The sequence below is a fragment of the Arsenicicoccus piscis genome (assembly GCF_022568835.1).
GTDB lineage: Bacteria > Actinomycetota > Actinomycetes > Actinomycetales > Dermatophilaceae > Arsenicicoccus > Arsenicicoccus piscis.
On the sequence record NZ_JAKZHV010000001.1, the window covers coordinates 89459 to 115299 of the forward strand.

The following is a 25841-nucleotide window of genomic DNA, read 5'->3' on the forward strand; positions in this document are numbered from 1 at the left end:
TGGCACCGGCAGATCGTCCGCCAGCACTGGGAGCTGTGCGCCCAGCTCGCGGCGCAGGCCCAGGTTGCGGTGACCGTCCCGATCTACCCGTTGGTGCCCTACGGGACGGCGGCGGAGGTGGTGCCGCGCTTCGCCGACCTCGTGATGGCGAGCGAGCAGCGCTGGGGCACAACGGTGCTCGCGGGGGACTCGGCCGGCGGTCAGATCGCCCTCTCGGCCGCGATCCTGCTGCGCGACAGAGACGGCCGCGTCCTCCCCCGGACCATCCTGATCGCTCCGCCCTGGACCTGTCGCTGTCCAACCCGCAGATCGACGAGGTGCTCCCCCACGACCCCTGGCTCTGCCGCGAGGGGACGCGCGTGTTCATCGACCTGTGGCGCCGCGAGCTGCCCGTCGACGACCCGCTGGTGAGCCCGCTCGCCGGTGACCTGACGGGGCTGGGACCGATCAGCCTCTACGCCGGGACCCGGGACATCCTGTGGCCCGACGCCCGGCTGCTGGTCACCCGGGCCCGGGAGGCGGGGGTCGACATCGACTACCACGAGCAGGCGGACCTCCTGCACGTGACCATGAGGGCTACCCCGGCGATAACGAGCACCACCGCGTTGCCGAGGAAGAGCCTCCAGAAGACACTCATCAGGCGCCGGGCTCACCCTGCTGCTCGTCCTGCCCCTGCTGCTCCGCCAACGCCTCGGCGAGGTAGCGAATCGCGTTGACCGCGCAGGGGAAGCCCATGTAGGGGAAGCCCTGGATCAGCGCCGCGATGACGCGCTCCGGGCTGTTGCCGGCCCGCAGCACGCCCCGCACGTGCGAGCGCAGCTGCGGCTCCAGACCGAGGGTGGCGAGCGACACCAGCACGAGCAGCTCGCGCAGGGCCAGGTCCAGCCCCGAGCGGGTGTAGAAGTCTCCGAACAGCAGCCCGGTCAGCAGCTCGGCAGTGGTCTCGCCGTAGCCGTCGGGCAGCGTCGCCAGCGACTGCGCCATGCGGTCGCCGTAGAGGTGGTGCTGGATCTCGCGGCCGCGCGCGATCCGGTCCGCGTCGTCGACCTGCCCCTGGTCCGGCAGCGGCAGCTGCACGCCCTGCGCCGTGAGCACCTCGTCGACCACCCCGACGGCGTTGAGGGTGCGCGGGAACCCCACGATCGGGGCCAGCTGGTAGACCGCCTCGCGCAGCTGCACGGGCGTCACCCCCACGCGCAGCGCCGCGGCGCAGTGCGCCTTCAGCTGAGGCAGGGTCTGCAGCGTGGCGAGCACCGTGACCGTGACCAGCTCGCGCGTCTGGTCGTCCAGGTCCCCGATCGCGAACACGTCACCGAAGATCACCGTCCGCAGGATCCGCCCCAGCTCGGGGTCCGGGTGCGGTGCGGTCGTGTCACGCTCCCCGAACAGGCGGCGGTAGACCTCTTCGGAGCTCTCGAGACGGCTCGGCTCGGTCATGGGGTCTTCTTCCACGGCAGTGCTGTCCAGCCCATCCTCCCCCGAGAGCGCCCCGGGCGCGCAGCCGGGCCGGCGCGGACGTCAGAAGTCGAGCGAGCTGGTGTCGTCGGGCACGTCGACGGCATAGCTGCGCAGGATCTCCAGCGGCACGAACCGCAGCACCGCCTCATTGGTGGCGGCCAGCCGCACCGGCGCCGCCACGCCGGACTGGTGCGCCAGCAGCCAGTTGTGCACGGTCACGCACCAGGTGTCACCCGGGTGCAGACCCGCGAAGCCGTGCTGGTGCTGCGGCGTCGTGAGGTCGTTGCCGATCGAGCGCTGGTGCTCGAGGAACTCGGCGGTGACGACCGCGCAGATCGAGTGGTGACCGAGGTCCTCGGGGCCGACGGTGCAGGTCGCGTCGCGGTAGAAGCCCGTGATCGGGTCGCGCCCGCACTCGTCGAGCTCTCCACCGAGGACGTTCCGCTGCGTCATGGGGGCCAGTATGCCTGGGCTGGTCGAGACTCGTCTGGCGGGACCTCACAGCCAGGCGCGGATGCGCTCGGCGAGCCGCGGCCCGGTCAGTCCGTGCGCCTCGGCGTGCTCGCGTGGCGACCCGTAGTGGCGCACCTCCTCGTGGCGCGTGCCCATCGACAGCAGCCGGTGCGGGCGGTCGGCCAGAGCCGCGCTCACGGCGTGCGCGGAGGTGCCCTCGTGCCACGGCTCGACCACGACGACGTCCTGACCGACGTTGCCGCGCAACGTCTCCTCGTCGAGGGGCAGGACCTGCGTCGTGTAGAGCACGGTGGCGTCGAGCCCGTCGGCCGCCGCCAGCGTCGCGTCGAGCACGTGGCCGAGCGCCAGCAGCGTCGGCCCACCACCTCGGCGCACGACGTGCAGGGTCGGACCAGCCTTGTGGGAGAGGGTGTTTCGCAACCCGGTGACGCGGACGTAGTGCAGCCCGGTGTCGGGCAACGCCAGGCGCAAGGTGACGTCCACCTCCTCCGCGGTCGAGGGAGCGTGGATCGTGATGCCCGGGATCGTGGACATCAGCGCGACGTCACCGGGCGACTGGTGGGTGCGCCCGACGGAGGCCATGTCGTAGGACCCGCCCGAGCTGACGAGCACTCCCCCGACGCCCTGGTGCGCGAGGTCCAGCTTGATCTGCTCGAACGCCCGCTCGACGAGGAACGCCGAGAACGTGTGGATCACCGGTCGGATGCCACCGAGGGCCAGCCCTCCTCCGGCGCTGACGAGCAGCTGCTCGCGGTGCCGACGTTGATCACCCGCTCGGGGTGGCGCGCGGCGGCGTCGTGGAAGAACTGGCCCGAGATCTCGGCGAAGACCAGGGCCAGGTCGTCGCGCTCGTCCAGCAGGGCGGTGGTCGTGGCGCCGAGCTGCTCGCGGGAGTCCATCACTTGTCCTCCACCTGCGCGACGACGGCGACGAGCGCGTGCGGTTCGCGATGGCGTAGCGCGGCCCGCAGCTGGCCGTGGTCGCGGCCGTCGACCGTCGTTGTGTGCCAACCGTTGGTCGCGAATCGTGCTGCCATGCGGCCTCTGACGGCGTACGACGAGGAGTTGTTGTCGATCGCCACCACCGTGAAGTTGGCGAGTCCCACGCCCGCGGCGTACTCGATCGCCTCCGCGTTCGACCCCTCGTCGAGCTCGGCGTCGCCGACGAGGACGACGACCCGCGCCGGGCTGCGCCGGATGCGCAGGGCGTGCGCGGTCCCCACCGCGAGCGGGAGTCCGTGGCCGAGCGAACCGCTGGAGATCTCTACCCCCGGCACGAGCGTGCGGTCGGGGTGGAAGCCGAGCGGCGACTCGTAGGTGCCGAACTCGTCGAGCCACTCCCGGGGGAAGTAGCCGTGGGCGGCCAGCACGGCGTAGTAGGCCATGGGGCCGTGCCCCTTGCTGAGGTAGAACCTGTCCCGGTCGGGGTCGTCGAGCCGGTCCGGAGAGACGTCCAGCACGTCCTCGTAGAGCACGTGGAGCACGTCGAGCGTCGAGGTGGCGGCCACCGAGTGCTTCTCGTCACCGGTCAGCCGCGTCATCAGGTGCAGGATCTCGTCGAGATCGCTGGTGATCTGCGTCATGCCAGCAACTGTCGGACCTCAAGCGCACTTGAGGTCAACCCCCTTGCTGGATCACGTCTGGCGCAACCCGCGACAGCGTTTCTCGGCCTCGACGGGGACGACGTTGCGCCGCACCAGCTCTCGGACTGCACGCAGCGCCACCCCTCGCTGGTCGTAGACCTCGTGGGTCACCAGCGCGAGGTGGCGCAGCTGCTCGTCGTCGAGGCGGTCGAGCCGGGTGAGGTCTCGGACGTAGAGCACGTCGGCCTCGACCAGCTGACGCGCCCGCTCCTCGTCCGGGTCGGCCCACTGCACCGGGGCGATCGGCCAGGTCTTGGTGGTGACGAATCCCTGGGGCACGAAACCCTGCTCACGCAGCTCGAGGTCTACGTCGGCAAAGGTGGGCTGGTCGCGGTACAGCCGATGGAAGCCCACCTCGACCTGGATCGTCGTCGTCTGCGCCAGCCTGCTCCGCCCACCGCAGAACACCATCAGCTCGGCGCCCTGCACGTCGATCTTGAGGTGGTCCATCCACTCGATCTCGTGGACGTCGTCCAACCGCGTCGTCGGCAGCGTCACGCGCTCGACGACCGTTGCCAGCCTGGGGAAGTCGACGAGCAGCTCCAGCTGCGCCGGGTCGGGCTCGTAGAGGCTGGAGAAGCCCGACGACGCGCAGACGTGCAGGGTGTGGGAGCCGCCGTCACCGATGGCGTACGGCAGGTAGCGCTCGAGCTCGCCTGCGGCCGACCGCAGTCGCTCGAGCGCCTCCTGCTGCGGCTCGAATCCCGTGACGCGACAGAGCCCGTCGCGCAGCATGGCCAGGTAGGGCGGCTCGTCCTCCAGCGGGTTGGCCCCGATGTCGACGACCTCAGTGAGCCGCTTTGGACCCAACAGGTCGATGAGCCGATCGGTCACGCTGTCTCCTCTGGTCGGCGTCGGGGGATCAGCGTAAGCGCCGCGCCGACCGCGATCCAGGCCGCCAGCACCAGCCAGGCGTGGGCCGCACCCGCGCCGTCGAAGTAGGCCGCCGAGCGGATGGCCGTGCCGGCCGCACCGACGGGGAGGTACTGACCGATCTCACCCCAGGGCTGCGGCAGCCAGGCGGGGCCGGTGGCCAGGCCCGAGAGGGGGTTGGCGACGAACAGCATGAGCACGGCGCCGAGGCCGATCCCGGCCGCTCCGAGGAGGGATCCGAGGCCCACGACCGTGGCCGAGATGGCGGCGATCCCCGCCGCGACGGCGGCCGCGGTGAGCCAGTAGCTGCCCTCCAGCACGCCGAACCCGAGCTGCAGGATCGCGGTGGCGGCCAGGCCGCCGAGGGCCGAGATCGCCAGCACGCCGGCGAGGCGACCGAGGCCGGTGCCCCGGTAGGCGAGGACGAGCGCGGCCGCGGAGGCCATGCCGCCGAAGATGAGCGGCAGCCCGAGGGTGGTCACGGCAGACCCGGCGGGATCGTCCTGGGGCAGCGGCGCGAGCTCGGAGTAGGTCACGTGCTGCCCGCTCGCGGCGAGGTGGGCGCCAATTCCCTTGAGCAGAGCCGAGTATGGAGCGCCGGCACCGGCGGCCGTCTGCACGGTCAGGCCGGTGGGTGCCACGGACAGGCCGCCGATGGCCTCTCGGTCCCGGATCGCGTCGGCCGCCTCCTCGGCGGTGGCGTGGGTGGTGACGTCGAAGGCGCCAGGGCTGGCCTTGCTCAGCATCCCGGCGACCTGCGCGACGGCGGGCGCGGGACCGCTGACCGCCAGGGGGAGATCCTTCGCCCCGGAGTGCAGGGCCGGCGCTGCGAACGCCAGCAGCATGAGCGCGATGACCGTCGGGATCCCGAGGATGGCGCCGAGCAGGACGCGCGGGTTGGTGGAGGTGGTGTTCACGAGGAGATTCCTTGTCGCAGAGGGGTTCTGGGCTGGTGGGCGGAGGCGGTTCGACGAGCCCACCGGGGAGCTCGCTCGGGCCGCACCCCGACGCCGACCAGGAAGGCCGGCACCACGGTGAGCAGCGGCACGCGGCGGACCAGGTCGGGCAGACGCGGAGAGATCTGGGTGATGCGTCCGTCCAGGACGCGGTCGATGAGCTGGGCGTGCATGATCCGCTGCATGGTCTGGGTGACCACCGTGGGCAGGGTGCGCCGACGCTGGATGCGGCGCAGCAGCGCGCCCTCCCGGGCGAGCGACGGCGTCCCGGCGAGGTCGCCGCGCAGGAGCGGGCCGGCGAGCAGCCGAGCGGCCGCCACGCCGTCCTGGACAGCCAGGTTGACGCCGACCCCACCGACCGGTGACATGGCGTGCGCCGCGTCCCCGATGCACAGGACGCCACGGTCGTGCCAGCGCCGGAGACGGTCTACGCGAACGTCGAGATGCTTGACGTCGTCCATGGAGTCGACGCGCTGCACGTCGTCGGCGAGCTCGGGGAGCGCAGCGGCGATCTCGGCGCGGAAGGACTCGATCCCGGCGGCTCGCAGCTGCTGGTCGGTGCCCTTCGGCCCGAGGTAGGCGATCTGGGCGTAGCCGTTGCGGGGGATGCCGATGAGCACCCGGCCCTTGCCGATGCGGGGCAGCAGGGTCTCGGGCAGGGCGTGCGACGTGGGCACCCGGAACCACCACGTGTCGAAGCGGACCGGCAGCTCGCGGCTGGGCAGGCTCGACGCCTGGCGGACGACGGACCACCTTCCGTCACAAGCGATCACGAGGTCGGCGAGCATCCGACTCGGCCCCTGCGGTGCGTCGTAGTCGACGCCCACGACCCGGCCGTCCCGGCGGACGACGCCGGTGACCTCGTGCTCCATCCGCAGGTCGAAGGTCGGCTCCTCCTGACCGGCGTCGGCCAGCAGGTCCAGGAAGTCCCACTGCGGGACCATCGCGATGTACTTGTGGCGCAACGGAAGTCGCCCGAAGTCAGCCACCGTGACCTGCGTGCCGTCCGACGCCGGCAGCTGAGCGCGGCGAATCTTGCTGTGCGGCAACGCGTCGAACCGCTCGAACAGCCCGAGGTCGTCCAGCAGCGTCATCGTGGACGGGTGGACCGTGTCACCCCGGAAGTCCCGCAGGAAGTCGGCGTGCTTCTCCAGGACGGTGACCTGCACCCCGGCGCGGGCGAGGAGCAGCCCGAGGACCATGCCGGCCGGACCGCCCCCGACGACCACGCAGGTCGTCCTCGTGGTGACGCGATCCCGAATCGAGCTGGTGCTCATGGCTCCCCCCTCCTCGACAGGCTGACTCTCTCGGCTGATATCCACAACTGTAGAACTCTACATTTGTGGAAGTCAACGCTTGCGGCATACTGGCGGGACACGGGTGCTGGAGGGAGTGCGATGAGCGTCGACACGAAGGGCAGGACCGGGCGCCGGCCGGGACCGGTCTCGACGAGGGACTCGATCCTCGACGCGGCGCGCGAGCAGTTCACCCAGCACGGCTTCAAGGGCGCCACGCTGCGGGCAATCGCCGGGCAGGCGGGGGTGGACCCGGGGCTGATCCGTCACTTCTTCGGCGACAAGGAGGGCTTGTTCGTCGCCTCTCTCGAGCTGCCGCGGGAGGCGCTGGACGCCGTGCGCGGCTCGGCCGAGGGCCCGCCGGAGCAGTGGGGAGAACGGTTGACCCGGGGCTACCTCAGCCTCTGGGAGGACCCCGAGACGGCCGCTCCGCTGCGGGCGCTCGTGGTCTCCGCCTTCGCGAACGAGCTGGCCCTGACCCAGCTCCGCGACTTCCTCACGCGCTCCGTGCTCGCGGACATGGCCCCGCTCCTCCCCCAGGACCAGCCCGGTCTACGCCTCGCATCGGCCATGACCCACCTCGTCGGCACCGCGCTCGGCCGCTACCTGCTGCGGATCCCCCCGATGGTGGAGCCCAGCCTGGACGAGATCGTCGCGCTCGTCTCCCCCGCGGTCCAGGGCTACCTCACCGGACGCCTCCCGGAGAGCCTAGCGTCAGGTTCGGTCAAAACCACTGTCCCGTAGAGCGATTCGCGCGCTCGCGCAGGTCGGCCGCGATGCGTGCCTGGTAGGCCCCGAACCAGTCTCCGTCGGCGCGCAGCTCTGTGGCCAGGCATCCGACGGTGAAGCGGAGGCGGTAGCCCCGCACCGCCTCTGGCGAGGTCGTCGATGGGATGTCCGGCCGAGGCGTCACCCCAGTCGAGGAGAGCCGCGAGAGCGGCGCCGTGGGTGCGCAGATGCACGTCCTTCAGGTCGCCGTGCAGCAGGCGCGGCTCACCGCGGTACGCCGGGATCGCAGCCACGGCACGCTGCACGGCCGAGGCATCGGTCGCGCTCAGCAGCCCTGCTGACACGACATCTCTCAGCTCGGCGTCCAGGCCTCGGTGCAGCACGTCGGCCCACGACGTCGCGGGGTCGCTGGGCGGGCCGAAGTGGTCAGCCCGGTGCTGGTGCAGCTCGCTCACAGCGGGACCGGCTGTGCGTCGGGCCTGCGCGTCGCCCGCCGGCTCACCGTCCACCCAGCGGAGGATCAGCCAGGGCAGGCCATCGAGATCGCCCGAAGCCAGCAGCGCAGCGGTCGGGACGGAGGGTGCGGCGGCCAGGGTCGACAAGGCGGTGGTCTCGTTAATCCAGTCGTGCTCCGGGCAGGTCTTCATGACCATCGGGCCCGTGCCAGTGTCTACGCGGTAGGAGCGGTTGGTGACCGATCCAGCCATCTCCACGACCGATGTCACCGGCTCCCCGAGCTCACGCTCGACCAGGCGAGACACATCGTTCGGCTCGACCAAAGTCACCCGGTCAGCATGCCTCACCCCATGCCGGGGCCGCCGGTTAGGGGGCGAGACGGACGTCGGCCACGCGAGCATCCACGTCGTGGGCACAGCGTCGCCACGCCGGGCACCGATCGCGGCGCTGGCTCGCGGTGACGAGGGCTGGCGTGGTGATTCGACGTGGCGAGAACGCCTGCGGCTCAACTGTTTTCCCTGGCAAGTTTCACCCTCGTGCGGTGGTCCTGCGCCTCGTGCCCGTCGTCGGCCTGTGTCAGATCCGTTGTGGGTCAGCAGGGTTGGCGGCCAGTTCGGCTCGTCTCAGAAGGGTGGTTGCTCGGGGTAGTCGGTCTGCGTCCAGGGGCTGGTCTGGGTGGGCTCGGTGTGGGTGGCCGCGGTCTGGGTGGCGGTACCCGCCGCGTCAGGGTGCCCGGTCCTAGCCTGCGAGTCGCTATGGCCGGCCTGGGTGTCTTGGTTGCTGGCGGGCAGGTGTCCGGTGGCGGGTCCGCTGCTGGCGGGGCTGGTGGGGTTCCATGGTGCTGCGGGTTGGCGGGGGAAGGGTAGGCAGGGGTCGTAGGTCTCTTCGACGAGGGCTCGTTCGTAGTCGTTGAGCTCGGCGTGTCGGTCCAACGATCCGTGTGGTGGCGCGTCCAGGTGTTCGGGGCGGGGGTAGGGGTGCGGGCTGGTGGTGGCCTGTCGTCCGGACGGGAACGTCCAGCGCACCCGCCGCCCGGGCCAGCCGGTGAGCGGATCCGAGCCCACGCAGCTGGGGTCGTCCGGGCCGTCGTCGTCTGGGCTGTCGTCGCGGCTGTCGGGGGTGGCGTGCCAGGTGCCGGTGGTCTTGTGCTGGTGGTGTCGGTGGTCGAGGGTATGCAGGTTGTCCCCGCTGGTGGGCCCGCCGGCGGCGTGGGGGGTCAGGTGGTCGAGCTGCAGGTCGTGGCGGGTGGTGCAGCCGGGGGCGCGGCAGCCGTTGTCGAGCATGGCGAGGTGGGCTCTCGTTGCCGGGCCGGGTTGGTAGGAGCGGATGGTGGTGTTGAGCGCGACACCGGTGACAGGGTCGGTGACGATCCGCTGCCAGGTCCCGCCCAGGGTCAGGGCCAGGGTGCGGGCCTGCCGGGCGGGTAGCCACGCCCGTACGGGTCCGGCGTCCATCCGGGCGGGCAGCTGGGACATGCCGAGCAGCGTCTCCAGGGACACGGTCACGTGCACCACCGTTGCTGGGGGTGCGAGCCCGGCCGCGACCGCGTCCGCCAGGCCCTGGTCCACCCCGGGCACCCGGTGGGCGGCCAGCCCCGGGTACGGCAACATCACATCCCCGACGCTGACCTGCCCGTCGCTGACCGGCCCGTGACTGGTCTGCCCGTCGGTGGTCTCGTCGTGGATCCCGCCGCAGGCACCGGCCGGTCCGGCATCGGCACCACCGTCACCGGCATCACCGGCATCGCTGGTGTGGCTGGTGGTGGTGGTGATGGTGTGGCTGCAGTGGGGGCAGGTGATGTAGCCGTGGGTGAGCAGGGTGAGGGTGAGGTCGGCGGCGATCTGGGCGATGGTGCGCTCGTCGCCGAGCTGGCGGAGCCGGCGGGCGAGGCGGTGGACCCGGTTCCGGGCGGCAGCAACGGCGACACCGTCACCAGTCACGGTCAGCGACCCGGTGCCTTCGGGGTCGAGCCGGGAGGTCACGCACCGGGCGGCCATGCCCGTCTGGTAGTCGCCCGCCACGTCGGGGTCGTCGGCGAGCAGCCAGGCCAGGCCTTGGTCGAACCGGTCACGGAACACCGCCCAGGACGGTAGGGGCACGTCGGGGTCGACCCAGTCCGCGTCGGTCCAGTCGCACGCCTCGGCGAACGCCTGCCGCCGCGCGGCCGCGACCCGCTCACGACGGCCCGTCGACCCGACCAGCCGCAACCCACCCCCACCCACACCATCGGCTCCGTCGCCGATGTTGCCGCCGCCGGGGACGTCATGGGCGTCGGTGCCGCCGCGGGTCTGGCTGTCGGTGTCGTCCGGCTGCTGCTGGCTGTCGGGGTCGGGTTGGGTGGGGTGGGTGAGGTTGGCGCAGTGGCGGGTGAGCCAGGCGACTTGGGGGTCGGTGAGGTGTTCGGTGCGTCGGGAGAGCAGCATCGCGACCATGGGTCCGGTGAGCACGCCCTGGGCCAGCAGCCGGGCGGCGATCTGGGTGCGGTCGACGCTCATGGCGGCGAGGTGGTGCACCAGCGCCCGGTGGGTGGGGTCCCACCCGCAGGTGGCGACGGCTTCGGCCAGGACCGCGGTGCGGGCCCGGCCCTCGGCGCGGCCGCGCGCGGTCGCGGACGGGGTGTGGTCGGGGCCGTGGTCGGCGGCGAGGCGGGCCTGGGCGGTCGCGGCGGTGAGGGCGTGCACGGTCATCGCTTGGGTGAGGGTGAGGTAGGCGATCGTTTGTTGACACAGGGTGAGCAGCATGGCGGCGTCTTCGCCGTGGCTGGTGAGGGCGGGCGCGCCGTGCTGGTCGAGGGTGAGCACCGAGCTGGTCAGGGCGGTGAGCTCGTCGAACCCGATCGCGGCTTCGTCGGTGAACGCCGCGGTCATGGTCGCGAGGGCGCTGCCGGGCACGCCGGCCAGGGCCCGGAGGGGTTCCGGGAGGCTGTGCGTGTGTGGCTCGCTCATGGCTACGATTTTACCGTCCTGGACTGCGGTGGTGGTAGTCCCTCGTTCGCCCACGGGCGGGTCACGGACCGCAGCTCGGGCACCCACAGTCACCCCCAAGACCGGCTCCACAAGCCGAGTTCGGCGGGGTTGGGGTGGGCGGGGCTGGGGTGGGTGCAGGACGGCCGATTACAGCCTGGACGTCTGGACTGGCCGGACCGGCCCCCAGCCTGTCAGAGCCGGTCCGGTGCACGCGGGCGTTCACCCGAACGCCCACCACACCCGCCGCCACGGTCACCCACCGTGCACCCCACCCGCCTCGTCCCCTTGACCGGAACGGGCCCGTCGGTCGACGATCGATGGGCGCCCAGGGTGCAAGACCCGGCGGCTCGTAGGGTTCCGAAGCTGACAGGGCCAGGCCGGTCGCACGGCAAGGCCGGTCGCAGGGTTCCGAAGTTGCGGAGGGCCAGGCCGATCGCGGGGTCTGTTGGCGGCCCAGACTGCCCGGTCGACGCGCCGACGGGTCGCCGAACCGGGCGGAAGGGGTGCCGTGGCGTGGCGACGGGGCACGCCGCCGGCCCGGCTACACAGCCAGAAGCCAGCGACCAGCGCTACGACCATCAAGGTGACACGGGGTGCCCGGACCGGCCAAGAGGGCTACGACGACGTCCTGGACAGTCGCGGCCACGGCGACCACCACTGCCAGGCCCGAGATGCACTGGGTGAGCTGTCCAGCGATGGGTCAACCGTCCAGCACTGGCCAACGACACCCAGCGCGGAACAGGACACCCAGCTACGAACAAGTAACCCAGCAGATGCGGGCGGACGGAGCGCTCGCGGGACGTGACGAGGCGCGGCCGGGCGCCTTCCCGGTGCGGAACAATCGTTAGCGGGAGCCGCGCAGGGGTAGGTGAGCAGGGGGAGGTGACCTGACACCAGCTCCCCCACGACCTCGACACCCACAGACGGAGAGGCCAAGCCATGTCGTCGCAGAACACGCCCGAGCCGACCCCCACCGCCTTCGTCGTGCTCGGCGCGACCGGAGACCTGACGGCCCGTCTGCTGCTGCCGGGCCTCGGCTCCCTGATGTCCGTAGACCCCGCACGTCGCGTCCGCCTCGTGGGCGTGGGGCGCGACGCGTGGGACGACGAGCGTTGGCGGACCTTGATCCGGGAGGCTTTGACGGCAGCCGGTGTCGACGCCGAGGCCGTCGACACCACGACCGAGCTCGCGGTCCACCCTACGGCGAGGTGCTGCGCGGAGTCCTGGACCGCGACCTGCTGCTGTCGGTGCGCGACGACTTCGTCGCGGAGGCGTGGCGCATCGTCGACCCGGTGCTCGAGTCCTGGCGTGCGGGCGAGCGCCCGCTCGACGAATACCCAGCAGGCTCAACGGGTCCCGTTCGAAGCTGAGCCCTCCGCCTCGTGCAGGTCGAACGCCGCCATGATCAGTCCCAGGTGGCTGAAGGCCTGCGGGAAGTTGCCGAGCATCTCGCCGTCGCCGTCGAGCTCCTCGGCGTAGAGCCCGAGCGGACCGCGAGGTCGAGCACTCGCTCCATCAGCTCGCGCGCGTCGTCGGTGCGGCCCAGCCAGACGTAGGCCTGCACCAGCCAGAAGGTGGTGGCCGCCGACGGCGCGCGCAGCGTCGTGCGCGCCGCAGTCTGGGGTGACGCCCCGCGCGACACCGGCGCGGTGGCGATCCGTGGCGTGCTGCCCACACCGCCCGACACCCCGCTGGACCGGATGCACGAGTTCTGGGGTGGTGGAAGGCTTTTCGGCTTCGGGCCGAACCCGATGTCGCACGGCACGGGGACGAACTGGTACGCCTCGACCCGGCGCCACCCCGAGCCGCCGGAGGACGCTCTCGCGTGGGCGCTCGAGGCCTACGCGGACTTCCCCGCCGCGGTGGGGGCCGTCCTTGCCGGGGCGACCCCGGAGCGCACCGTCGTCAACACGATCCTCGAGTCCCGCCATCCCGGCACCCTGGTGAAGGGACGGTACGTCCTGGTCGGGGACGCCGCCCACGCGATGTCGCCCAACCTCGGTCGCGGCGCCTGCGACGCCATGGCCGACGCGGTCGCCCTCGGTGAGGCCCTCAATGCCCACGGGCTCGACGGCGTCCGGCGCTACGACAAGGAGCGGTTGCGGCCGGGTCAGCGGGCTCGGGCCGCCGCCGCGGTCGCGCGCCGGCTCGCGCTGTCGGACCGGGTCGGGCGGGTCGTCGGCCTGGCCGGTGCGGCCAGAGCTCAGCTGTCCTGAGCGGTGGCCGCTCTGGGTAGGGCGAGCATCGCGACTGCGGCCAGCAGGTAGGCACCGGCCTGCCACGGGAGTACCTGCGCCAGCGCCTGCCCGTGGCGACCTCCGGCACCCAGGGCGTTGAAGAAGACCGTCCCCAGCACGGCCACCCCGACCGCGCCGCCGAGCTGGATCACCGTCGACAGCACCCCACCGGCCGAGCCGGCGTCAGCCCCGGGGACACCCGCCAGCACGACGTTGACCAGGATCGGTGCGCCGAGACCGAGACCAAGACCGCCAAGGAGCATGGCACCGGCGAGCGGCCAGTACCCCGGCTCCGCGCCGTCCCGGACCAGCAGCCACAGCACCCCCTGGGAGGCGGCCAGAGCCAGAGCGCCGCCGACCAGCAGGGCCCGGCCGGCGCGGGCGGCGAGGGCCACCCCGGCGCCGGAGGTGATGATCGATCCGATGGCGTAGGGCAAGATGACCAGCCCTGTCCCCCAGGCCGATCGGCCGGTGCCGGTCTGCAGGTAGATCGACAGGACCAGGAAGAACGGCGCGAGCGTGCCGAAGAACAGGACCGCCGCAGCCAGCCCCGCCATGAACGGACGGATCGAGAGCAACGTCGGGTTCAGGATCGGCTGCCCACCGCGCCGAGCCACCCACCGCTCGTAGCCGAGGAAGACCACCAGGAGCAGCAGGCCGGCGACCAGCAGCGCCCAGCCCCAGAGCGGCCAGCCCCAGTCGCGCCCCTGGACGAGCGGCAGCAGGACGAGCACGACGGCCAGCGCCACCAGGGCTGCGCCGACCACGTCGAGGCGGGACCGCGTGGCGGCCGTCGACTCGGGCAGCACACGTGCCCCGAGGACGAGGGCGACGAGCGCTACCGGGATGTTGATCCAGAAGATGGTGCGCCAGCCGAGCCCCCAGAGGTCGGCATCGACCAGCGCGCCGCCGAGGAGTGGACCGGCGACCGAGGCCAGCCCCTGCACCGCGCCGTAGGCCCCGAACGCCTTGCCCCTCGCGGCCGGCTCGAAGGACGAACGGATGATCCCGAAGACCTGCGGCACCATGAACCCGCCTGCCAGGCCCTGCACCATCCGGACGGCAACGAGCACGGACGCGGATGGCGCGAGCGCACAGGCGGCCGACGCGATCGCGAAGCACGCGAGCGAGACGAGGAAGACGCGTCGTCGGCCGTAGTCATCGCCCACCCGCCCACCGGTGATCAGGCCTGAGCCGAGCGCCAGGGTGTAGGCCGCGAGCATCCACTGCAGCTGGGCCTCGTCGGCGTGCAGGTCGGCGGCGATGTCGGGCGCGGCGACGGTGACGATGGTGACGTCGAGGAGGTCCATGAACGAGGCGAACAGGACCACCAGCAGGGCGAGCGACGCCTGCCGCCCGGCGATCTGGTGTCGGTGCGCGGTGGTGGGAGCCGAGCTGGAGATGGGAGTTGGAGTCGTCATGTCATGACGGTGACACCGGTAGCGGCCACCGAGTGACCGCTATCAATGGCACAGTGGCCGACATGGCCAACACGTCCGCGCGCATCCTGCGCCTGCTGTCGATGCTGCAGGCGCGTGTGGAGTGGCCGGGTGCCGAGCTGGCCGAGCGTCTGGACGTCTCCGTGCGGACCCTGCGACGCGACGTCGACACCCTGCGCGACCTCGGCTACCCCGTCAACGCAATCAAGGGGCCTGGCGGCGGCTACCGGCTCGGCCCCGGGGGAAGCTGCCTCCGCTCGTCCTGGACGACGACCAGGCCATCGCCATCGCGCTCGCCCTGCAGACCGCCCCGGCCACGGTCACCGGCATCGACGACGCGGTCGCGCGCGCCCTCGCCACCGTGCGCCAGGTCATGCCGGAACGCCTCCGGGCCGCGAGCGAGGCGTTCGAGGTCACCTCGCTGCGCAACTACTGGGAGTTCTCCGCACCGCCGATCGACGTCGAGACGCTGCAGACCATCGGAGCGGCCATCCGCACCAGCCGCGTCCTGCGCTTCGACGTCACCGGCCCGGACGGTCTCGTCCGCGGGCCTGAGGAGCCGGGCTTCGAGCCCCCGCGCGAGATCGAGCCCCACCACCTCGTGGTCTGGGCCGGTCGGTGGTATCTCGTAGCCCGGGACGCCCGCGAGCGCACGTGGCACACCTACCGGGTCGAGCGCACTCGCCCACGGACTCCGGTCGGTCCCCCCTTCTCTGCCCAGCCCCTCACGAGCGAGGACCTGTCCCGACTCGTCGTGCAGAACCCGGACCGCGGGGACACGCCGGGACCGTGGCAGTGCGTCGGATCCGCGACTCTCGAACTCGCCGCGCCCGTCGTAGCCCGTTGGGCCCCAGGCGGATCCGTCGTAGAGGCGCTGGATCCTCACCGTTGCCGACTGACCATCGGCGGGTGGTCCTGGGCGGGCGTCGCCGGCCTGTTCATCACGTTCGACACGACCTTGACCGACGTACAGCCAGCGCTGCTCCGGGCCGAGCTGGCCCGCATCGGCACGCGGCTGCGCCGGCTCGACCCCTGACCGATCTCAGGCGTCCGGGACGGTCACCCGCGCGGCGGTGGGAAGCGGTGGATCTCCTGCGGCCAGTCCAGGGCGACGGCGAGCCGGCCCGCCCAGTAGCGCGCCGCCTCGTCGTCCGCCACGTCCACCACGCAGAAGCCGCCGAGGTGCTCCGTCGACTCGACGAACGGCCCATCGGTGAAGTCCGGCCTCCCGTCCTTGGCCACCACGCTGCCCACCACGCACGACCGGTCCAGTCCGCCGTTGCCGAAGACGAAGACGCCCTGGTCCTCCATCTCGGCGATGACGGACCGACTGGCCACCCCCTTCGCCTTCAGCTCCTCGGTGGTGTGCTCGGGCACCCACTCATCGTTGAACGAGATCAGATACTGCGTCACGACGGCTCCTCTCGAGGTCTGGCGTGGACGGCCCCTCGATACGACACCTTGACGGCCGGTCTTGTCGATGTCCACCAAGACGCACAGCCGCCTTGTGGTAGTAGTCTGGGCAGGCACGACGACGCGAGGAACCCGGTGTGAACCCGGGGCGGTTGCGCCACTGTGAGTCCCGGCACCGACGGTGTGGGGCGAGCCAGACACTCGGTCGCCGTGATGCCTACCACCATCGATAGGGGCGCATCACCCCTGAAGGAGGCTCTCTCATGAGCACCGTGCCTGTTTCCGCAACCCGCGCCGCCACCAACGCCCGGTCGCTGTCGACCGCTGGGCGCATCGCGGTCCTGTCGCTAGCGGTCCTGCTAGCCGTGGCGATCTACTACTTCGTCGGTGTCGACGAGGGCATGTCGTCCGTTTTCGGCAAGACCCTCGTGCTGCACGAGTGGGTCCACGACTCCCGCCACCTGCTCGGGTTCCCCTGCCACTGACGGCCGGGCATCAGATACCAGACAGCTGACACAAACGTCATGGAACTTCGCGTCCTCGGACGTGGGGCGGTGTCCGGTGCCCTTTCGGGGGCTCTCGGCTTCGTCTTCGCGTACCTTCTCGTCGAACCCATCATCAACCGCGCCATCGACTACGAGTCTGGGCGTGCCGACATGCTGGCTGCGATCCGCCAGGTGCTGCACCTGCCCGTGGAGGACGAGGGGCCGGAGATCTTCTCGCGATCCCTTCAGTCCACCGTCGGCGCTGCCACAGGGATCATCGGCATGGGCGTAGCGCTCGGCCTGCTCACGGCTGTCGCTTGGCTCCTCCTGGGTCCCCGCACGAACCTGCGCCCCCGAACCCTGGCGTGGATCGTGGCCGGGCTCGGTTTCCTTGGGATCTTCCTCCTGCCGTTCAGCAAGTACCCGGCGAACCCACCCGCCATCGGGCACGACTTCTCTATCGCCGATCGCGGGCACGTCTATCTGACGATGGTCGCCGGCAGCGTCGCGGTCCTGCTCCTCGCCGTGCTCACGGCCCGGTCCCTCAGCCCGCGCCTGGGCCGCGATCGCGCCGTGTGGGCCGCGATCGCAGTGTTCGTTCTCGCCTACGGGGCTCTGTTCGCCGCCCTTCCCTCGCTTGGCGACCTCGCCGTGAACGTCACGGCGTCGCACGACATCGGGTTCACCCGCTCCGCCACAGAGACCCCCGCCCCGATCATCAACACCACCGGACAGGCCTTGACGGTGGACGGCATGCACTACGCGCCGGGTCAGATCATGTATCCCGGTTTCGCGGCCGACGACCTGTGGGCGTTCCGCTGGTACTCCCTGCTCGAGCAGCTCATCATCTGGGGCGGCATCGCTGTCGGCTTCGGGTGGCTCGTCGAGCGCCACCTCGGCGCCGCGGAGGTGCGCTCCGGCGCGACCAGCGCGAGCCGCACCCTGGCGCAGGCCCCCCACCGCTGATGACTCCCCCAACGGTCGACCACCCGGCCAGAGCCGAGGCCCTCGAGCGCGAGCTCGAGGGCCTCGGCCCGTTCATCGCCGCACGCATCCTGCCGCACGGCACCACGCCCGGGTCGGGGTGGGAAGCCATGAGTGTGCTGGTCGACCCGGGACGGGTCGCCGCACGTGTCGAGGCCGTCGGTGCCGCCATGACCGCCACCGCCCCGGCGGGCATCACCATCAGCCGCCGCGTCGCCGCCTCCGTCGCCCACCTTGGCCTCATCGCCCGGATCCTGGCCCCCGTGATGGCCCTGCGAGCCCTGGGCACACCCGCCGACCCCGACCTCGACACACTGTGGTGGCGCAACGAGCTCGACGGGCCCCCACCCCTCGCCATCACGACCGCCAACGTGCCCCCCAACCTCGACGACGACCCCAGCTGCACGGCTGTTCCGCGAGCAGTCGTGGTCGTCACCGGGGCGTTCGTCACACACGCGGGTATGAGTCCACGCGTCGCATGGGGCAACGTGGCCTCCAGTGCCAACAGCGTGATGCGAGTGATCGCCACAGCCCGACCTGACCTCGCAGCCGCTGCGACCGCCGCGGCCGACGAGGTCCTCACCGACCCTCGGCTCGAGGGCGGAGCCCTGCACTCCGGTCCCGGCTTCCGGAGACGCTCGTGCTGCCTCATCTACCAGGCCGCCAGCACACGCGATGCCATCTGTGGCGACTGCGTCCTGACCACCTGCTGAACAACGCCGAAGCGTGGCGGCGACGTCGACGTGGGCGGGGCGATGGTGGTACCAGCAGGGCCGCCCTCGCACCTTCCGCCGGCCACCGGAGCGGCGTTACGGTCGAGTCATGATGACGTTCACGCTGAACAACGGGGTAGAGATGCCGGCCCTGGGTCTCGGTGTCTTCCAGACGCCGCCGGAGGAGACCCGCGCAGCGGTGGAGGCCGCGCTGCGCACCGGCTACCGTCACATCGACACGGCCGCCGCCTACGGCAACGAGCGCGAGGTGGGTGAGGCGCTCAAGGCCTCGGACATCCCTCGCGAGGACGTCTTCGTCGAGACCAAGATCTGGATCAGCGACTACGGCTACGACCAGACCCTGCACGGCTTCGACAAGAGCGCAGGCAAGCTCGGTCTGGACCAGCTCGACCTGCTGATCCTGCACCAGGCGCTCCCCTCGGAGTTCGACAAGACCCTCGACGCCTACCGCGCACTCGAGACGCTGCTCGAGCAGGGCAAGGTCCGTGCCATCGGCGTCAGCAACTTCATGGTCGACCACCTGACCCGGCTGCTTGACGTCGCCCAGGTGGTGCCGACCGTCAACCAGATCGAGGTCCACCCCTACTTCCAGCAGCGCGAGGTGCAGGACTTCGGCACCGAGCACGGCATCCGCACCCAGGCCTGGTCCCCCATCGGCGGGATCACGTTCTACCGCGACGGCAGCCACGGCAGCACCCTCGACGACGAGATGATCGGCGCAATCGCCAAGGCGCACAACAAGACTCCCGCTCAGGTGATGCTGCGCTGGCACCTGCAGGAGGGGCGCTCGGTCATCCCGAAGTCGACCAAGCCGCAGCGGATCGCCGAGAACTTCGACGTCTTCGACTTCGAGCTCTCCGACGAGGAGCTGCGCCGGATCGACGCGCTCGACACCGGTCGGCGCGGTGGTCCCGAGCCCGAGGAGATCACCCTCGAGGCGTTCGGCCGCGACATCCCGGAGGCCTGATCTTGACCACCTGGCTCGTCACCGGCTGCTCCACCGGACTCGGTAGAGCGTTCGCAGAGGCCGCGCTGGAGGGCGGGCACGACGTCGTGGTCACGGCTCGCGACGTGAGCACGATCGAGGACCTCGCCGCCCGTCACCCCGACCACGCGCTGGCTGTGCCGCTCGACGTCACGGACGACGAGCAGGTGCGGGACGCCGTCGCCGCAGCCACCGACCGCTTCGGTGGGGTCGACGTCCTCGTCAACAACGCGGGCTACGGCTATCGCGCGGCCGTCGAGGAGGGTGAGCTGGAAGCCGTGCAGCAGCTCATCGAGACGCACGTCCTCGGCTCCATGCGCACCACGCAGGCCGTGCTGCCCGGGATGCGCGAGCGCCGCTCCGGCACGATCGTCAACATCTCCTCCATCGGCGCTCGCCTGTGCCCGGAGGGGTCGGGCTACTACTCGGCGGTGAAGGCGGCGATCGAGGCGCTGACGTTCGCCCTGCGCAAGGAGGTGGCGCCCCTCGGGATCACGGCCATGGCCGTCGAGCCGGGGGCCTTCCGCACCGACTTCGCCGGGCGCTCGCTCACCCAGTCCGCGGAGCCGATCGCGGACTACGCCGAGACCGCCGGCAAGCGCCGCAAGGACAACGACACCGCGCACGGCACGCAGCCGGGAGATCCGGCCAAGGCGGCGCACGCGCTCATCGACGTGGTCGAGTCCGGGCGCGCACCAGCGCTGCTCGTCCTCGGCAGCGACGCTGCCGACCTGATCCCGCGCACCCTCGACGCGCTGCGCTCGGAGCTCGCCGAGTGGGAGCAGGTCAGCCGCAGCACGGACTTCGACTGACCCGCTCGACTCAGTCGCTCGGTCCGCGGGGAGCCTCGTGCAGCACCAGGACCGGGCACCCCGCGAGGTGGATGGCGGTGCGGCTGGTCGAGCCGAGCAGCAGCCCGGCGAAGCCACCCCGGCCGCGGGAGCCGACCACGATCAGGCCTGCCTCGTCGCCGTACGCCGCGAGCGCGTGCCCGGGGACGCCGACCTCGTGCACGACCTTGGTCTTCAGGCCCGGGTTGCGCTCGATGAGCTCGTCGGCCACCCGCCGCAGCATCTCCTCGTCGGCCTTGACGATGTCGTCGTCGATCTGCGTGGTGGACCCGACCATGAAGGCGTACTCGGTCACCGGCGGGGCGGGTGACACCCGCACCAGCACCAGCGTGGCCCGCGCCTCCAGGGCGGCGGAGACTGCAGCGTCGAGCACCGCACGGTGCCCGCTCGGCCTCGTCCACGCCGACCACGACGGGCTTGTCGGGACCGGGACGCGGGGCTCGCTCGGCGTCGTCGGGCGCGCGGACCACCGCCACGGGGCAGCTGGCGTGCGCGGCCACGGCGTACGCCGTCGACCCCAGCAGCCCGCTCAGGAAGTAGCCGCGCCCGCGCGACCCGACCACCACCAGCGCAGCGTCCTTGGACGCGTCGACCAGGCGGCCCGCGGGGCTGCCGATGGACAGGTCCACGCTCACGCGGTCGTCCCCGAGCTCGGCCTTGGCCCGGTCGACGCCGGGCAGCTCGACCGGCCGGTCCTGGGGCGGGTCCCAGGTCTCCCAGCCGATGGTGCCGCCGATGGCGAAACCGGGTGAGACGGCCGGGGTGCCCACGTGCAGGATCTTCAGTGCGCCGTCGCCCTGCTTGGCCTGCGCGATCGCCCAGTCGAGGGCGAGATCGGACTCATGGCCTGCGTCGTAGCCGACAACGATGTCGGTGCTGGTCATCGTGCGCCTCCTTGCGACGATCGACGAGCGGGAGCCCGCCCGCGTCCTTCCACTATCCTCCACCGGTCCGCGGTCCGCGAGGGTGGGGTGCCGGCTCGTCAGGAAACCCCGTGGGGGTCTGTCAGACCCCTCTGCCATGCTGGCCGCATGCCTTCGAACCAGGCCGTCCTCGCTGAAGATCTCGTGAAGCACTACAACGACGTCAAAGCCGCTGACGGGATCTCCCTCGCGGTCCCCGAGGGCAGCGTGCTCGGGGTGCTCGGACCCAACGGCGCCGGCAAGACCACCACCGTCCGCATGCTCACCACGCTGCTGCGGCCCGACTCCGGGCACGCGACCGTGGCCGGCGCGGACGTCATGAGGGACCCTGCCGCGGTCCGCAAGCGCATCGGCGTCTCCGGGCAGTACGCCGCGGTCGACGAGTACCTCACCGGTTACGAGAACCTCGAGATGGTGGGCCGGCTCTACCACCTGCCCGCCCGCGAGGCGAGGGCTCGGGCGCGCGAGCTGCTGGCCGAGTTCCGGCTCGACGACGCGGCCGACCGCACCGCCAAGACCTACTCGGGCGGCATGCGCCGACGGCTCGACCTCGCCGGCGCCCTGGTGGCCCGGCCGCCCGTCATCTTCCTCGACGAGCCGACCACCGGCCTCGACCCGCGCAGCCGCGGCGACATGTGGGAGGTCATCGCCGGGCTGGTGCGCGGGGGCACCTCGGTGCTGCTCACCACGCAGTACCTCGAGGAGGCCGACCGGCTGGCCGACAACATCATCGTCGTCGACCACGGCCGAGTCATCGCCGAGGGCACGGCCGACGCGCTCAAGGACCAGGTCGGCGGCGGTCGCCTGCACGTCACGGTCGCCGACAGCGCGGCCGTCCCGGCGGCCTGCGAGGTGCTCGCCCGGCTCAGCCCCACCGGAGCAGCCGGCATCGACGTCGAGGAGCACACCCGGTCCCTGACCATCCCCGCCTCCGGGGGCACGACCGTGCTGGTCGACGCCGTCCGGGCGCTCGGCGACGCGGGGATCGCGGTGCAGGACATCGGGATCCGGCGCCCCACGCTCGACGACGCCTTCCTGTCGCTGACCGGCCACGCCGCCGAGGAGACCAGCGACGAAGCCAGCACCGTCACGGGAGGAGTCCGATGAGCACGCTGCTCGCCGACGCCAGCACGATCGCGCGCCGCAACCTGATCAAGATCAAGCGGGTCCCGGACCTGATCGTCTTCACCACGCTGCAGCCGATCATGTTCATCCTGCTGTTCGGCTACGTCTTCGGGTCGCTGGCCGGCTCCGGCAACGGCGCGGGCTACCGCGAGTTCCTGATGGCCGGCATCTTCGCCCAGACCATCATCTTCGGCGCCACGATCACCGGGTCGGGCATGGCGGAGGACATGCAGAAGGGGGTCATCGACCGGTTCCGCACCCTGCCCATGCACCCCGGTGCGGTGCTGATGGGTCGCACCTTCAGCGACCTGCTCAACAACGTCATCGTCCTGGTGGTCATGACCATCACCGGTCTCGCGATCGGGTGGCGGATCCGCGACGGGCTCGGGCACGCCCTGCTCGCCTACGCCTTGATGCTGGTGTTCGCCTACGCGATCAGCTGGGTCATGGCCTACATCGGGCTCAAGGTGCGCGCCCCCGAGATCTTCAACAACGCGACGTTCATGATCATCTTCCCGCTGACGTTCATCGCCAACACGTTCGTCCCGAGCGAGAACATGCCGGCCGTCCTCAAGACCATCGCGGGCTGGAACCCTGTCTCGACGATCACCCACGCCGCGCGGGAGAACTTCGGCAACCTCTTCGCGCTCAACCCCGGCGGGGCGTCCGCCGGTGCGGCGGTGCGCCACCGCATCGAGTACACCTGGGCCCTGCAGCACGCCGAGATCTACACTCTCGCGTGGTCGGTCGCACTCCTGCTCATCTTCGTGCCGCTGTCCATCCGCACCTACCAGCGCTCCGTCGCCCGGTAGCCCGGGGCAGCGGTCCGTCGGCAGCCGAGCGGCAGCCGAGAAGCACACGTCGCGAGGAGACGCCATGAGGTTCAGCCGGTCCGAGTCAGCCGGGTCGCGCCGGCGGGACGGTCAGCGACGAGGCGAGCAGCGGGCGCCTCGTCACCTGGACTATCCCGAGGTCACCATCCCCGAGCTGCTCGAGCGGGCTGCGGCCCGGGTGCCGACCCGCACCTGCACCGACTTCCTCGGGGCCACGCGCAGCTACGCCGAGATCGACCGGGCGGTCCGCCGGGTAGCTCGCGGCCTGCAGACCCTCGGCGTCGAGCGTGGTGACCGGGTGGCGGTCCTGCTCCCCACCTGTCCGCAGAACCTCGTCGTGACGCTGGCGATCATGCGACTCGGCGCGCAGGTCGTGCAGCACAACCCGCTCTACCCCACCGACGAGCTCGAGCCGCTCTTCCTCGACCACGGCGCCACGATCGCGGTCGTGTGGGACAACGCGGTCGACGCCGTGTTGCCGCTGCGCGAGCGCACCCGGCTCACGCAGGTCGTCTCCGTAGACATCACCCGCTCGGTGCCGGTCCGCACCCGCCTCGCGCTGCGGCTGCCGATCGAGAAGGCCCGCCAGTCGCGGGCCAAGCTGACGTCCGGACGACTGGCGGACGGCGCGCTGCCGTGGCACCGCCTGCTGCACCACGGGCTGCTGGACCGGTCGCACCCCGGCCCGGTGCCGAGCGACGTCGCCGTGATCCTCTACACCTCCGGCACCACCGGGCGGCCCAAGGGGGTGCCGCTGACCCACGCCAACCTCGTGGCCAACTGCTACCAGGGGATCGCGTGGACCGGGCTGGAGTTCGGCACCGAGGGGTTCCTCGCCGTCCTGCCGATGTTCCACGCCTTCGGGCTGACGATCGGCGTCCTCGTGGGCCTCGCTCTCGGGGCCACCATCACCATGGTCCCCGCCCCGGACGCGACGCTGATGACCCAGGCGGTGCGGCGCCGACCGATCACCTTCCTGGTGGCCGTGCCGCCGATCTTCGAGGCGCTGCTCGCGCGCGCCGAGCAGGACGGCGTCTCGCTGCAGGGCCTGTCCACCGGGCTGTCCGGTGCCATGGCACTGCCGCCGGAGTTCGTCGCCCGCTGGGAGCAGGCGACCGGGGGCCTGCTCATCGAGGGCTACGGGCTGACCGAGACCGCACCGGTGATCGTCGGCAACCCGTTCAGCATCGACCGGCGCCCGGGCCACATCGGGATCCCCTTCCCCGACACCGAGATCCGGCTGGTCGACCCCGAGCACCCCGAGCGCGACGTCCCCGACGGCGAGAGCGGCGAGCTCCTCGTCACCGGCCCCCAGGTCTTCGGCGGCTACCTCGACCAGCCCGACGAGACGGCGCAGGCCTTCGTCGACGGCTGGTTCCGCACTGGTGATCTCGCCTCCCGCGAGGACGGCTACCTGACCATCACCGGGCGGCTCAAGGACCTCATCGTGACCGGCGGCTTCAACGTCTCGCCCGTCGAGGTCGAGGAGGTCCTGCGGCGGCACCCGCGCATCCGTGATCTCGCGGTCGTCGGCGTGCCGGCGGCGGGCAGCGGCGAGGAGGTCGTGGCGGCGGTGGTGGCGGAGGGCGACCTGCCGCCGGGTCCCGAGCTGCGCAGCTGGGCCAAGCAGCACCTCGCCGCCTACAAGGTGCCGCGTCGGTTCGTCGAGGTCGACGAGCTCCCCACCAACGTCCTCGGCAAGGTGGTCCGACCCGACGTCGTCGCGATGCTGCGCGAGCGAGACGCCGCCGAATAAGCGACCAGCGTCCGTGCGAGTGCCGTGGCCGGGCACCTGGGGTTCATTGAGGCCGTGGCGGTCGACGACTGGTTCCTGACCACGCGGGAGCGCGGCAACCCCTTCACGCGCCTGGACTACCGCACCGGCGGGCAGGCGTGGACGAGCGGCAACGCCGCATCGGTGCTGATCCACGGGGTGTCCTACTTCGCCCGGCTCCGGGCCGCGGTGGAGCAGCAGCGCGCCGGTGACCTGCTGCTCTTCACGGACTGGCGCGGCGACCCCGACGAGCGGCTCGGCGACGATGAGCTCACGATCGCCGACCTGCTCGGCGACGCCGCGCGCCGCGGGGTGATCGTCAAGGGGTTGTGCTGGCGATCGCACCTGGACGGGCTGCACTACTTCGAGCAGCAGAACCGCACCCTCGCCGACGACGTGCGCAAGGCGGGCGGCGAGGTCGTCCTCGACCAGCGGGTGCGACCGATGGGGTGCCACCACCAGAAGTTCGTCGTGCTGCGCCACCCCGTTCGCCCTGAGCTGGACGTCGCCTTCACCGGCGGCATCGACCTGTGCCACACCCGCCGCGACGACGCCGAGCACCGCGGCGACCCGCAGACGGTCGAGATGGGGGCGGTCTGGGGGTCCACGCCGGCGTGGCACGACCTGATGATCGAGGTCCGCGGCCCCGCGATCGGGGACATCGAGGCGACCTTCCGCAAGCGGTGGGAGGACCCCACCTCACCGTCGCCCGACCCGATCTCGCGGACCGAGGCCCTCCTCCACCATGACGACGAGCATCCCCACCCGCTGCCGCCGCAGCTGCCCGACCCGCAGCCGCAGGGCAGCCACCACGTCCAGGTCCTGCGGACCTACCCGGCCAAGCACCCGCGCTACCCGTTCGCGCCGTCCGGACGGTCCTGGACGCACGACTCCGAGCTGACCTGCGCCGTCCTCGACGACACCCTCGACGGGCGCGAGCCGCCGACCCTGCGTGCCGACCAGGACCCGGCTCGCCGGTTGCCGCGCGAGGCGCGCCTCGCGCTCGCCCGCGAGCACCTGGACCGGGCCGAGGGCGACGACGCCGATCTCGTAGACCCTGCATCCCTCTTCGCGGCCTTCGCCGAGTCCGCGGCCCGGCCGGCCGCGTCGGTTGCGCGGGACCGACATCTTCTGAGCTCCGTCACCACCTCCCGCACACCGATACCCTGGGAGCCGACTCGACGCTGAGCACTCAACCCGACGCCCCCT

26 protein-coding genes, 4 pseudogenes and 1 riboswitch are annotated in these 25841 nt (G+C 71.6%); of the genes and pseudogenes, 16 read left to right on the forward strand and 14 right to left on the reverse strand.

Annotated features, from left to right (window positions below; genetic code table 11):
- Positions 1 to 716, forward strand: a pseudogene (locus MM440_RS17520) (alpha/beta hydrolase fold domain-containing protein); the annotation flags it as partial.
- Here MM440_RS17520 and MM440_RS00475 read toward each other — a convergent pair.
- From MM440_RS00475 to MM440_RS00510, 8 genes are all read right to left on the reverse strand, one after another.
- On the reverse strand, positions 637 to 1437 hold the full coding sequence (locus tag MM440_RS00475; RefSeq protein ID WP_241441250.1) for a carboxymuconolactone decarboxylase family protein: 801 nt from the start codon (positions 1435 to 1437) through the stop codon (positions 637 to 639). The pseudogene MM440_RS17520 and the gene MM440_RS00475 overlap by 80 nt on opposite strands.
- An 81-nt stretch (positions 1438 to 1518) precedes the next feature.
- On the reverse strand, positions 1519 to 1911 hold the full coding sequence (locus MM440_RS00480) for a DUF2237 family protein (protein WP_241441251.1): 393 nt from the start codon (positions 1909 to 1911) through the stop codon (positions 1519 to 1521).
- Between the two features lie 45 nt (positions 1912 to 1956).
- The gene (locus tag MM440_RS00485; protein WP_241441252.1) at positions 1957 to 2628 is read right to left on the reverse strand and encodes a transketolase C-terminal domain-containing protein; all 672 of its coding nucleotides are present in this window, start codon (positions 2626 to 2628) and stop codon (positions 1957 to 1959) included.
- On the reverse strand, positions 2625 to 2831 hold the full coding sequence (locus MM440_RS00490) for a hypothetical protein (protein WP_241441253.1): 207 nt from the start codon (positions 2829 to 2831) through the stop codon (positions 2625 to 2627). The genes MM440_RS00485 and MM440_RS00490 overlap by 4 nt, the downstream gene beginning before the upstream one ends.
- Complete coding sequence (locus tag MM440_RS00495; protein ID WP_241441254.1) at positions 2831 to 3514, reverse strand: 1-deoxy-D-xylulose-5-phosphate synthase N-terminal domain-containing protein; 684 nt, start codon at positions 3512 to 3514, stop codon at positions 2831 to 2833. The genes MM440_RS00490 and MM440_RS00495 overlap by 1 nt, the downstream gene beginning before the upstream one ends.
- A gap of 51 nt (positions 3515 to 3565) precedes the next feature.
- Entirely contained in the window at positions 3566 to 4408 is an 843-nt protein-coding gene (locus tag MM440_RS00500; protein ID WP_241441255.1) for an FkbM family methyltransferase, read from the reverse strand.
- Positions 4405 to 5364 carry an ABC transporter permease gene (locus tag MM440_RS00505; protein WP_241441256.1) on the reverse strand — a complete coding sequence of 320 codons (960 nt, stop codon included), beginning with the start codon at positions 5362 to 5364 and terminating at the stop codon, positions 4405 to 4407. Before MM440_RS00505 ends, MM440_RS00500 begins: the two co-directional genes overlap by 4 nt.
- Positions 5361 to 6680, reverse strand: coding sequence for an FAD-dependent oxidoreductase (locus tag MM440_RS00510; protein WP_241441257.1), 1320 nt, complete (start codon positions 6678 to 6680; stop codon positions 5361 to 5363). Before MM440_RS00510 ends, MM440_RS00505 begins: the two co-directional genes overlap by 4 nt.
- A 120-nt stretch (positions 6681 to 6800) precedes the next feature.
- Between MM440_RS00510 and MM440_RS00515 the strand changes: the two genes are divergently transcribed.
- Positions 6801 to 7442 (forward strand): TetR/AcrR family transcriptional regulator, encoded by a 642-nt coding sequence (locus MM440_RS00515; RefSeq protein ID WP_241441258.1) that lies wholly within the window; start codon positions 6801 to 6803, stop codon positions 7440 to 7442.
- Here the strand turns inward: MM440_RS00515 and MM440_RS00520 are convergent.
- Together MM440_RS00520 and MM440_RS00525 are read right to left on the reverse strand one after the other, a co-directional pair.
- Complete coding sequence (locus MM440_RS00520; RefSeq protein ID WP_241441259.1) at positions 7379 to 8212, reverse strand: aminoglycoside phosphotransferase family protein; 834 nt, start codon at positions 8210 to 8212, stop codon at positions 7379 to 7381. The genes MM440_RS00515 and MM440_RS00520 overlap by 64 nt on opposite strands.
- Positions 8213 to 8506: 294 nt before the next feature.
- The gene (locus MM440_RS00525; RefSeq protein ID WP_241441260.1) at positions 8507 to 10828 is read right to left on the reverse strand and encodes an HNH endonuclease signature motif containing protein; all 2322 of its coding nucleotides are present in this window, start codon (positions 10826 to 10828) and stop codon (positions 8507 to 8509) included.
- A gap of 960 nt (positions 10829 to 11788) precedes the next feature.
- Here MM440_RS00525 and MM440_RS17525 point away from each other — a divergent pair.
- The 3 genes and pseudogenes from MM440_RS17525 to MM440_RS00535 form a co-directional block, all read left to right on the forward strand.
- Positions 11789 to 11989 (forward strand): annotated as a pseudogene (locus MM440_RS17525) (glucose-6-phosphate dehydrogenase); the annotation flags it as partial.
- On the forward strand, positions 11947 to 12219 hold the full coding sequence (locus MM440_RS17530; protein WP_420914122.1) for a hypothetical protein: 273 nt from the start codon (positions 11947 to 11949) through the stop codon (positions 12217 to 12219). The pseudogene MM440_RS17525 and the gene MM440_RS17530, both read left to right, overlap by 43 nt.
- A 207-nt stretch (positions 12220 to 12426) precedes the next feature.
- Positions 12427 to 13065: an FAD-dependent monooxygenase gene (locus MM440_RS00535; RefSeq protein WP_241441261.1), complete on the forward strand. Its 639-nt coding sequence runs from the start codon at positions 12427 to 12429 to the stop codon at positions 13063 to 13065.
- On the opposite strand, the gene MM440_RS00540 is transcribed toward MM440_RS00535, so the two are convergent.
- A complete protein-coding gene (locus MM440_RS00540) occupies positions 13053 to 14507 on the reverse strand; it encodes an MFS transporter (protein WP_241441262.1) in 1455 nt (484 codons plus the stop codon). The genes MM440_RS00535 and MM440_RS00540 overlap by 13 nt on opposite strands.
- A 101-nt stretch (positions 14508 to 14608) precedes the next feature.
- Between MM440_RS00540 and MM440_RS00545 the strand changes: the two are divergent.
- Both MM440_RS00545 and MM440_RS00550 read left to right on the forward strand, forming a co-directional pair.
- A pseudogene (locus tag MM440_RS00545) lies at positions 14609 to 14695 on the forward strand (helix-turn-helix domain-containing protein); the annotation flags it as partial.
- Positions 14696 to 14898: 203 nt separating this feature from the next.
- A complete protein-coding gene (locus MM440_RS00550) occupies positions 14899 to 15561 on the forward strand; it encodes a helix-turn-helix transcriptional regulator (RefSeq protein WP_241441263.1) in 663 nt (220 codons plus the stop codon).
- Between the two features lie 23 nt (positions 15562 to 15584).
- Here MM440_RS00550 and MM440_RS00555 read toward each other — a convergent pair whose 3' ends face one another.
- Positions 15585 to 15938 carry a YciI family protein gene (locus MM440_RS00555; protein WP_241441264.1) on the reverse strand — a complete coding sequence of 118 codons (354 nt, stop codon included), beginning with the start codon at positions 15936 to 15938 and terminating at the stop codon, positions 15585 to 15587.
- Between the two features lie 81 nt (positions 15939 to 16019).
- Positions 16020 to 16162: riboswitch (cobalamin riboswitch) on the forward strand.
- A 39-nt stretch (positions 16163 to 16201) separates the two neighbouring features.
- On the opposite strand from MM440_RS00555, the gene MM440_RS00560 reads away from it, so the two are divergent.
- The 5 genes from MM440_RS00560 to MM440_RS00580 all read left to right on the forward strand — a co-directional run bounded on the left by MM440_RS00560 (position 16202) and on the right by MM440_RS00580 (position 19938).
- Positions 16202 to 16423, forward strand: a complete 222-nt coding sequence (locus MM440_RS00560) for a CbtB domain-containing protein (protein WP_241441265.1) — start codon at positions 16202 to 16204, stop codon at positions 16421 to 16423.
- A 39-nt stretch (positions 16424 to 16462) separates the two neighbouring features.
- On the forward strand, positions 16463 to 17389 hold the full coding sequence (locus tag MM440_RS00565; protein ID WP_241441266.1) for a CbtA family protein: 927 nt from the start codon (positions 16463 to 16465) through the stop codon (positions 17387 to 17389).
- The gene (locus MM440_RS00570; protein WP_241441267.1) at positions 17389 to 18120 is read left to right on the forward strand and encodes a (2Fe-2S)-binding protein; all 732 of its coding nucleotides are present in this window, start codon (positions 17389 to 17391) and stop codon (positions 18118 to 18120) included. The genes MM440_RS00565 and MM440_RS00570 overlap by 1 nt, the downstream gene beginning before the upstream one ends.
- A gap of 112 nt (positions 18121 to 18232) precedes the next feature.
- Complete coding sequence (locus MM440_RS00575; RefSeq protein WP_241441705.1) at positions 18233 to 19108, forward strand: aldo/keto reductase; 876 nt, start codon at positions 18233 to 18235, stop codon at positions 19106 to 19108.
- A 2-nt stretch (positions 19109 to 19110) separates the two neighbouring features.
- Positions 19111 to 19938, forward strand: coding sequence for an oxidoreductase (locus MM440_RS00580; RefSeq protein WP_241441268.1), 828 nt, complete (start codon positions 19111 to 19113; stop codon positions 19936 to 19938).
- Positions 19939 to 19948: 10 nt separating this feature from the next.
- On the opposite strand, the gene MM440_RS00585 is transcribed toward MM440_RS00580, so the two are convergent.
- Together MM440_RS00585 and MM440_RS17535 are read right to left on the reverse strand one after the other, a co-directional pair.
- On the reverse strand, positions 19949 to 20350 hold the full coding sequence (locus tag MM440_RS00585) for a universal stress protein (RefSeq protein ID WP_241441269.1): 402 nt from the start codon (positions 20348 to 20350) through the stop codon (positions 19949 to 19951).
- Positions 20351 to 20450: 100 nt separating this feature from the next.
- Positions 20451 to 20999, reverse strand: a pseudogene (locus MM440_RS17535) (universal stress protein); the annotation flags it as partial.
- Between the two features lie 9 nt (positions 21000 to 21008).
- Here MM440_RS17535 and MM440_RS00590 point away from each other — a divergent pair.
- From MM440_RS00590 to MM440_RS00605, 4 genes are all read left to right on the forward strand, one after another.
- Positions 21009 to 22007 (forward strand): ATP-binding cassette domain-containing protein, encoded by a 999-nt coding sequence (locus MM440_RS00590; RefSeq protein ID WP_241441270.1) that lies wholly within the window; start codon positions 21009 to 21011, stop codon positions 22005 to 22007.
- The gene (locus MM440_RS00595) at positions 22004 to 22837 is read left to right on the forward strand and encodes an ABC transporter permease (RefSeq protein WP_241441271.1); all 834 of its coding nucleotides are present in this window, start codon (positions 22004 to 22006) and stop codon (positions 22835 to 22837) included. The genes MM440_RS00590 and MM440_RS00595 overlap by 4 nt, the downstream gene beginning before the upstream one ends.
- A gap of 64 nt (positions 22838 to 22901) precedes the next feature.
- Complete coding sequence (locus MM440_RS00600; protein WP_241441272.1) at positions 22902 to 24614, forward strand: AMP-binding protein; 1713 nt, start codon at positions 22902 to 22904, stop codon at positions 24612 to 24614.
- 54 nt (positions 24615 to 24668) lie between these two features.
- Positions 24669 to 25820 (forward strand): phospholipase D-like domain-containing protein, encoded by a 1152-nt coding sequence (locus MM440_RS00605; RefSeq protein WP_241441273.1) that lies wholly within the window; start codon positions 24669 to 24671, stop codon positions 25818 to 25820.
- Positions 25821 to 25841 lie beyond the last annotated feature (21 nt).

Bases quoted from the DNA above. Each gene is read 5' to 3' on its own strand.
- MM440_RS00525 (WP_241441260.1), bottom strand. From the start codon at position 10,828: ATGAGCGAGCCACACACGCACAGCCTCCCGGAACCCCTCCGGGCCCTG.
- MM440_RS00490 (WP_241441253.1), bottom strand. From the start codon at position 2,831: ATGGACTCCCGCGAGCAGCTCGGCGCCACGACCACCGCCCTGCTGGAC.
- MM440_RS00560 (WP_241441265.1), top strand. From the start codon at position 16,202: ATGAGCACCGTGCCTGTTTCCGCAACCCGCGCCGCCACCAACGCCCGG.
- MM440_RS00480 (WP_241441251.1), bottom strand. From the start codon at position 1,911: ATGACGCAGCGGAACGTCCTCGGTGGAGAGCTCGACGAGTGCGGGCGC.
- MM440_RS00550 (WP_241441263.1), top strand. From the start codon at position 14,899: ATGCCGGAACGCCTCCGGGCCGCGAGCGAGGCGTTCGAGGTCACCTCG.
- MM440_RS00600 (WP_241441272.1), top strand. From the start codon at position 22,902: ATGAGGTTCAGCCGGTCCGAGTCAGCCGGGTCGCGCCGGCGGGACGGT.
- MM440_RS00570 (WP_241441267.1), top strand. From the start codon at position 17,389: ATGACTCCCCCAACGGTCGACCACCCGGCCAGAGCCGAGGCCCTCGAG.
- MM440_RS00475 (WP_241441250.1), bottom strand. From the start codon at position 1,437: ATGACCGAGCCGAGCCGTCTCGAGAGCTCCGAAGAGGTCTACCGCCGC.
- MM440_RS00495 (WP_241441254.1), bottom strand. From the start codon at position 3,514: ATGACGCAGATCACCAGCGATCTCGACGAGATCCTGCACCTGATGACG.
- MM440_RS00595 (WP_241441271.1), top strand. From the start codon at position 22,004: ATGAGCACGCTGCTCGCCGACGCCAGCACGATCGCGCGCCGCAACCTG.
- MM440_RS00590 (WP_241441270.1), top strand. From the start codon at position 21,009: ATGCCTTCGAACCAGGCCGTCCTCGCTGAAGATCTCGTGAAGCACTAC.
- MM440_RS00515 (WP_241441258.1), top strand. From the start codon at position 6,801: ATGAGCGTCGACACGAAGGGCAGGACCGGGCGCCGGCCGGGACCGGTC.
- MM440_RS00540 (WP_241441262.1), bottom strand. From the start codon at position 14,507: ATGACGACTCCAACTCCCATCTCCAGCTCGGCTCCCACCACCGCGCAC.
- MM440_RS00575 (WP_241441705.1), top strand. From the start codon at position 18,233: ATGACGTTCACGCTGAACAACGGGGTAGAGATGCCGGCCCTGGGTCTC.
- MM440_RS00565 (WP_241441266.1), top strand. From the start codon at position 16,463: ATGGAACTTCGCGTCCTCGGACGTGGGGCGGTGTCCGGTGCCCTTTCG.
- MM440_RS00510 (WP_241441257.1), bottom strand. From the start codon at position 6,680: ATGAGCACCAGCTCGATTCGGGATCGCGTCACCACGAGGACGACCTGC.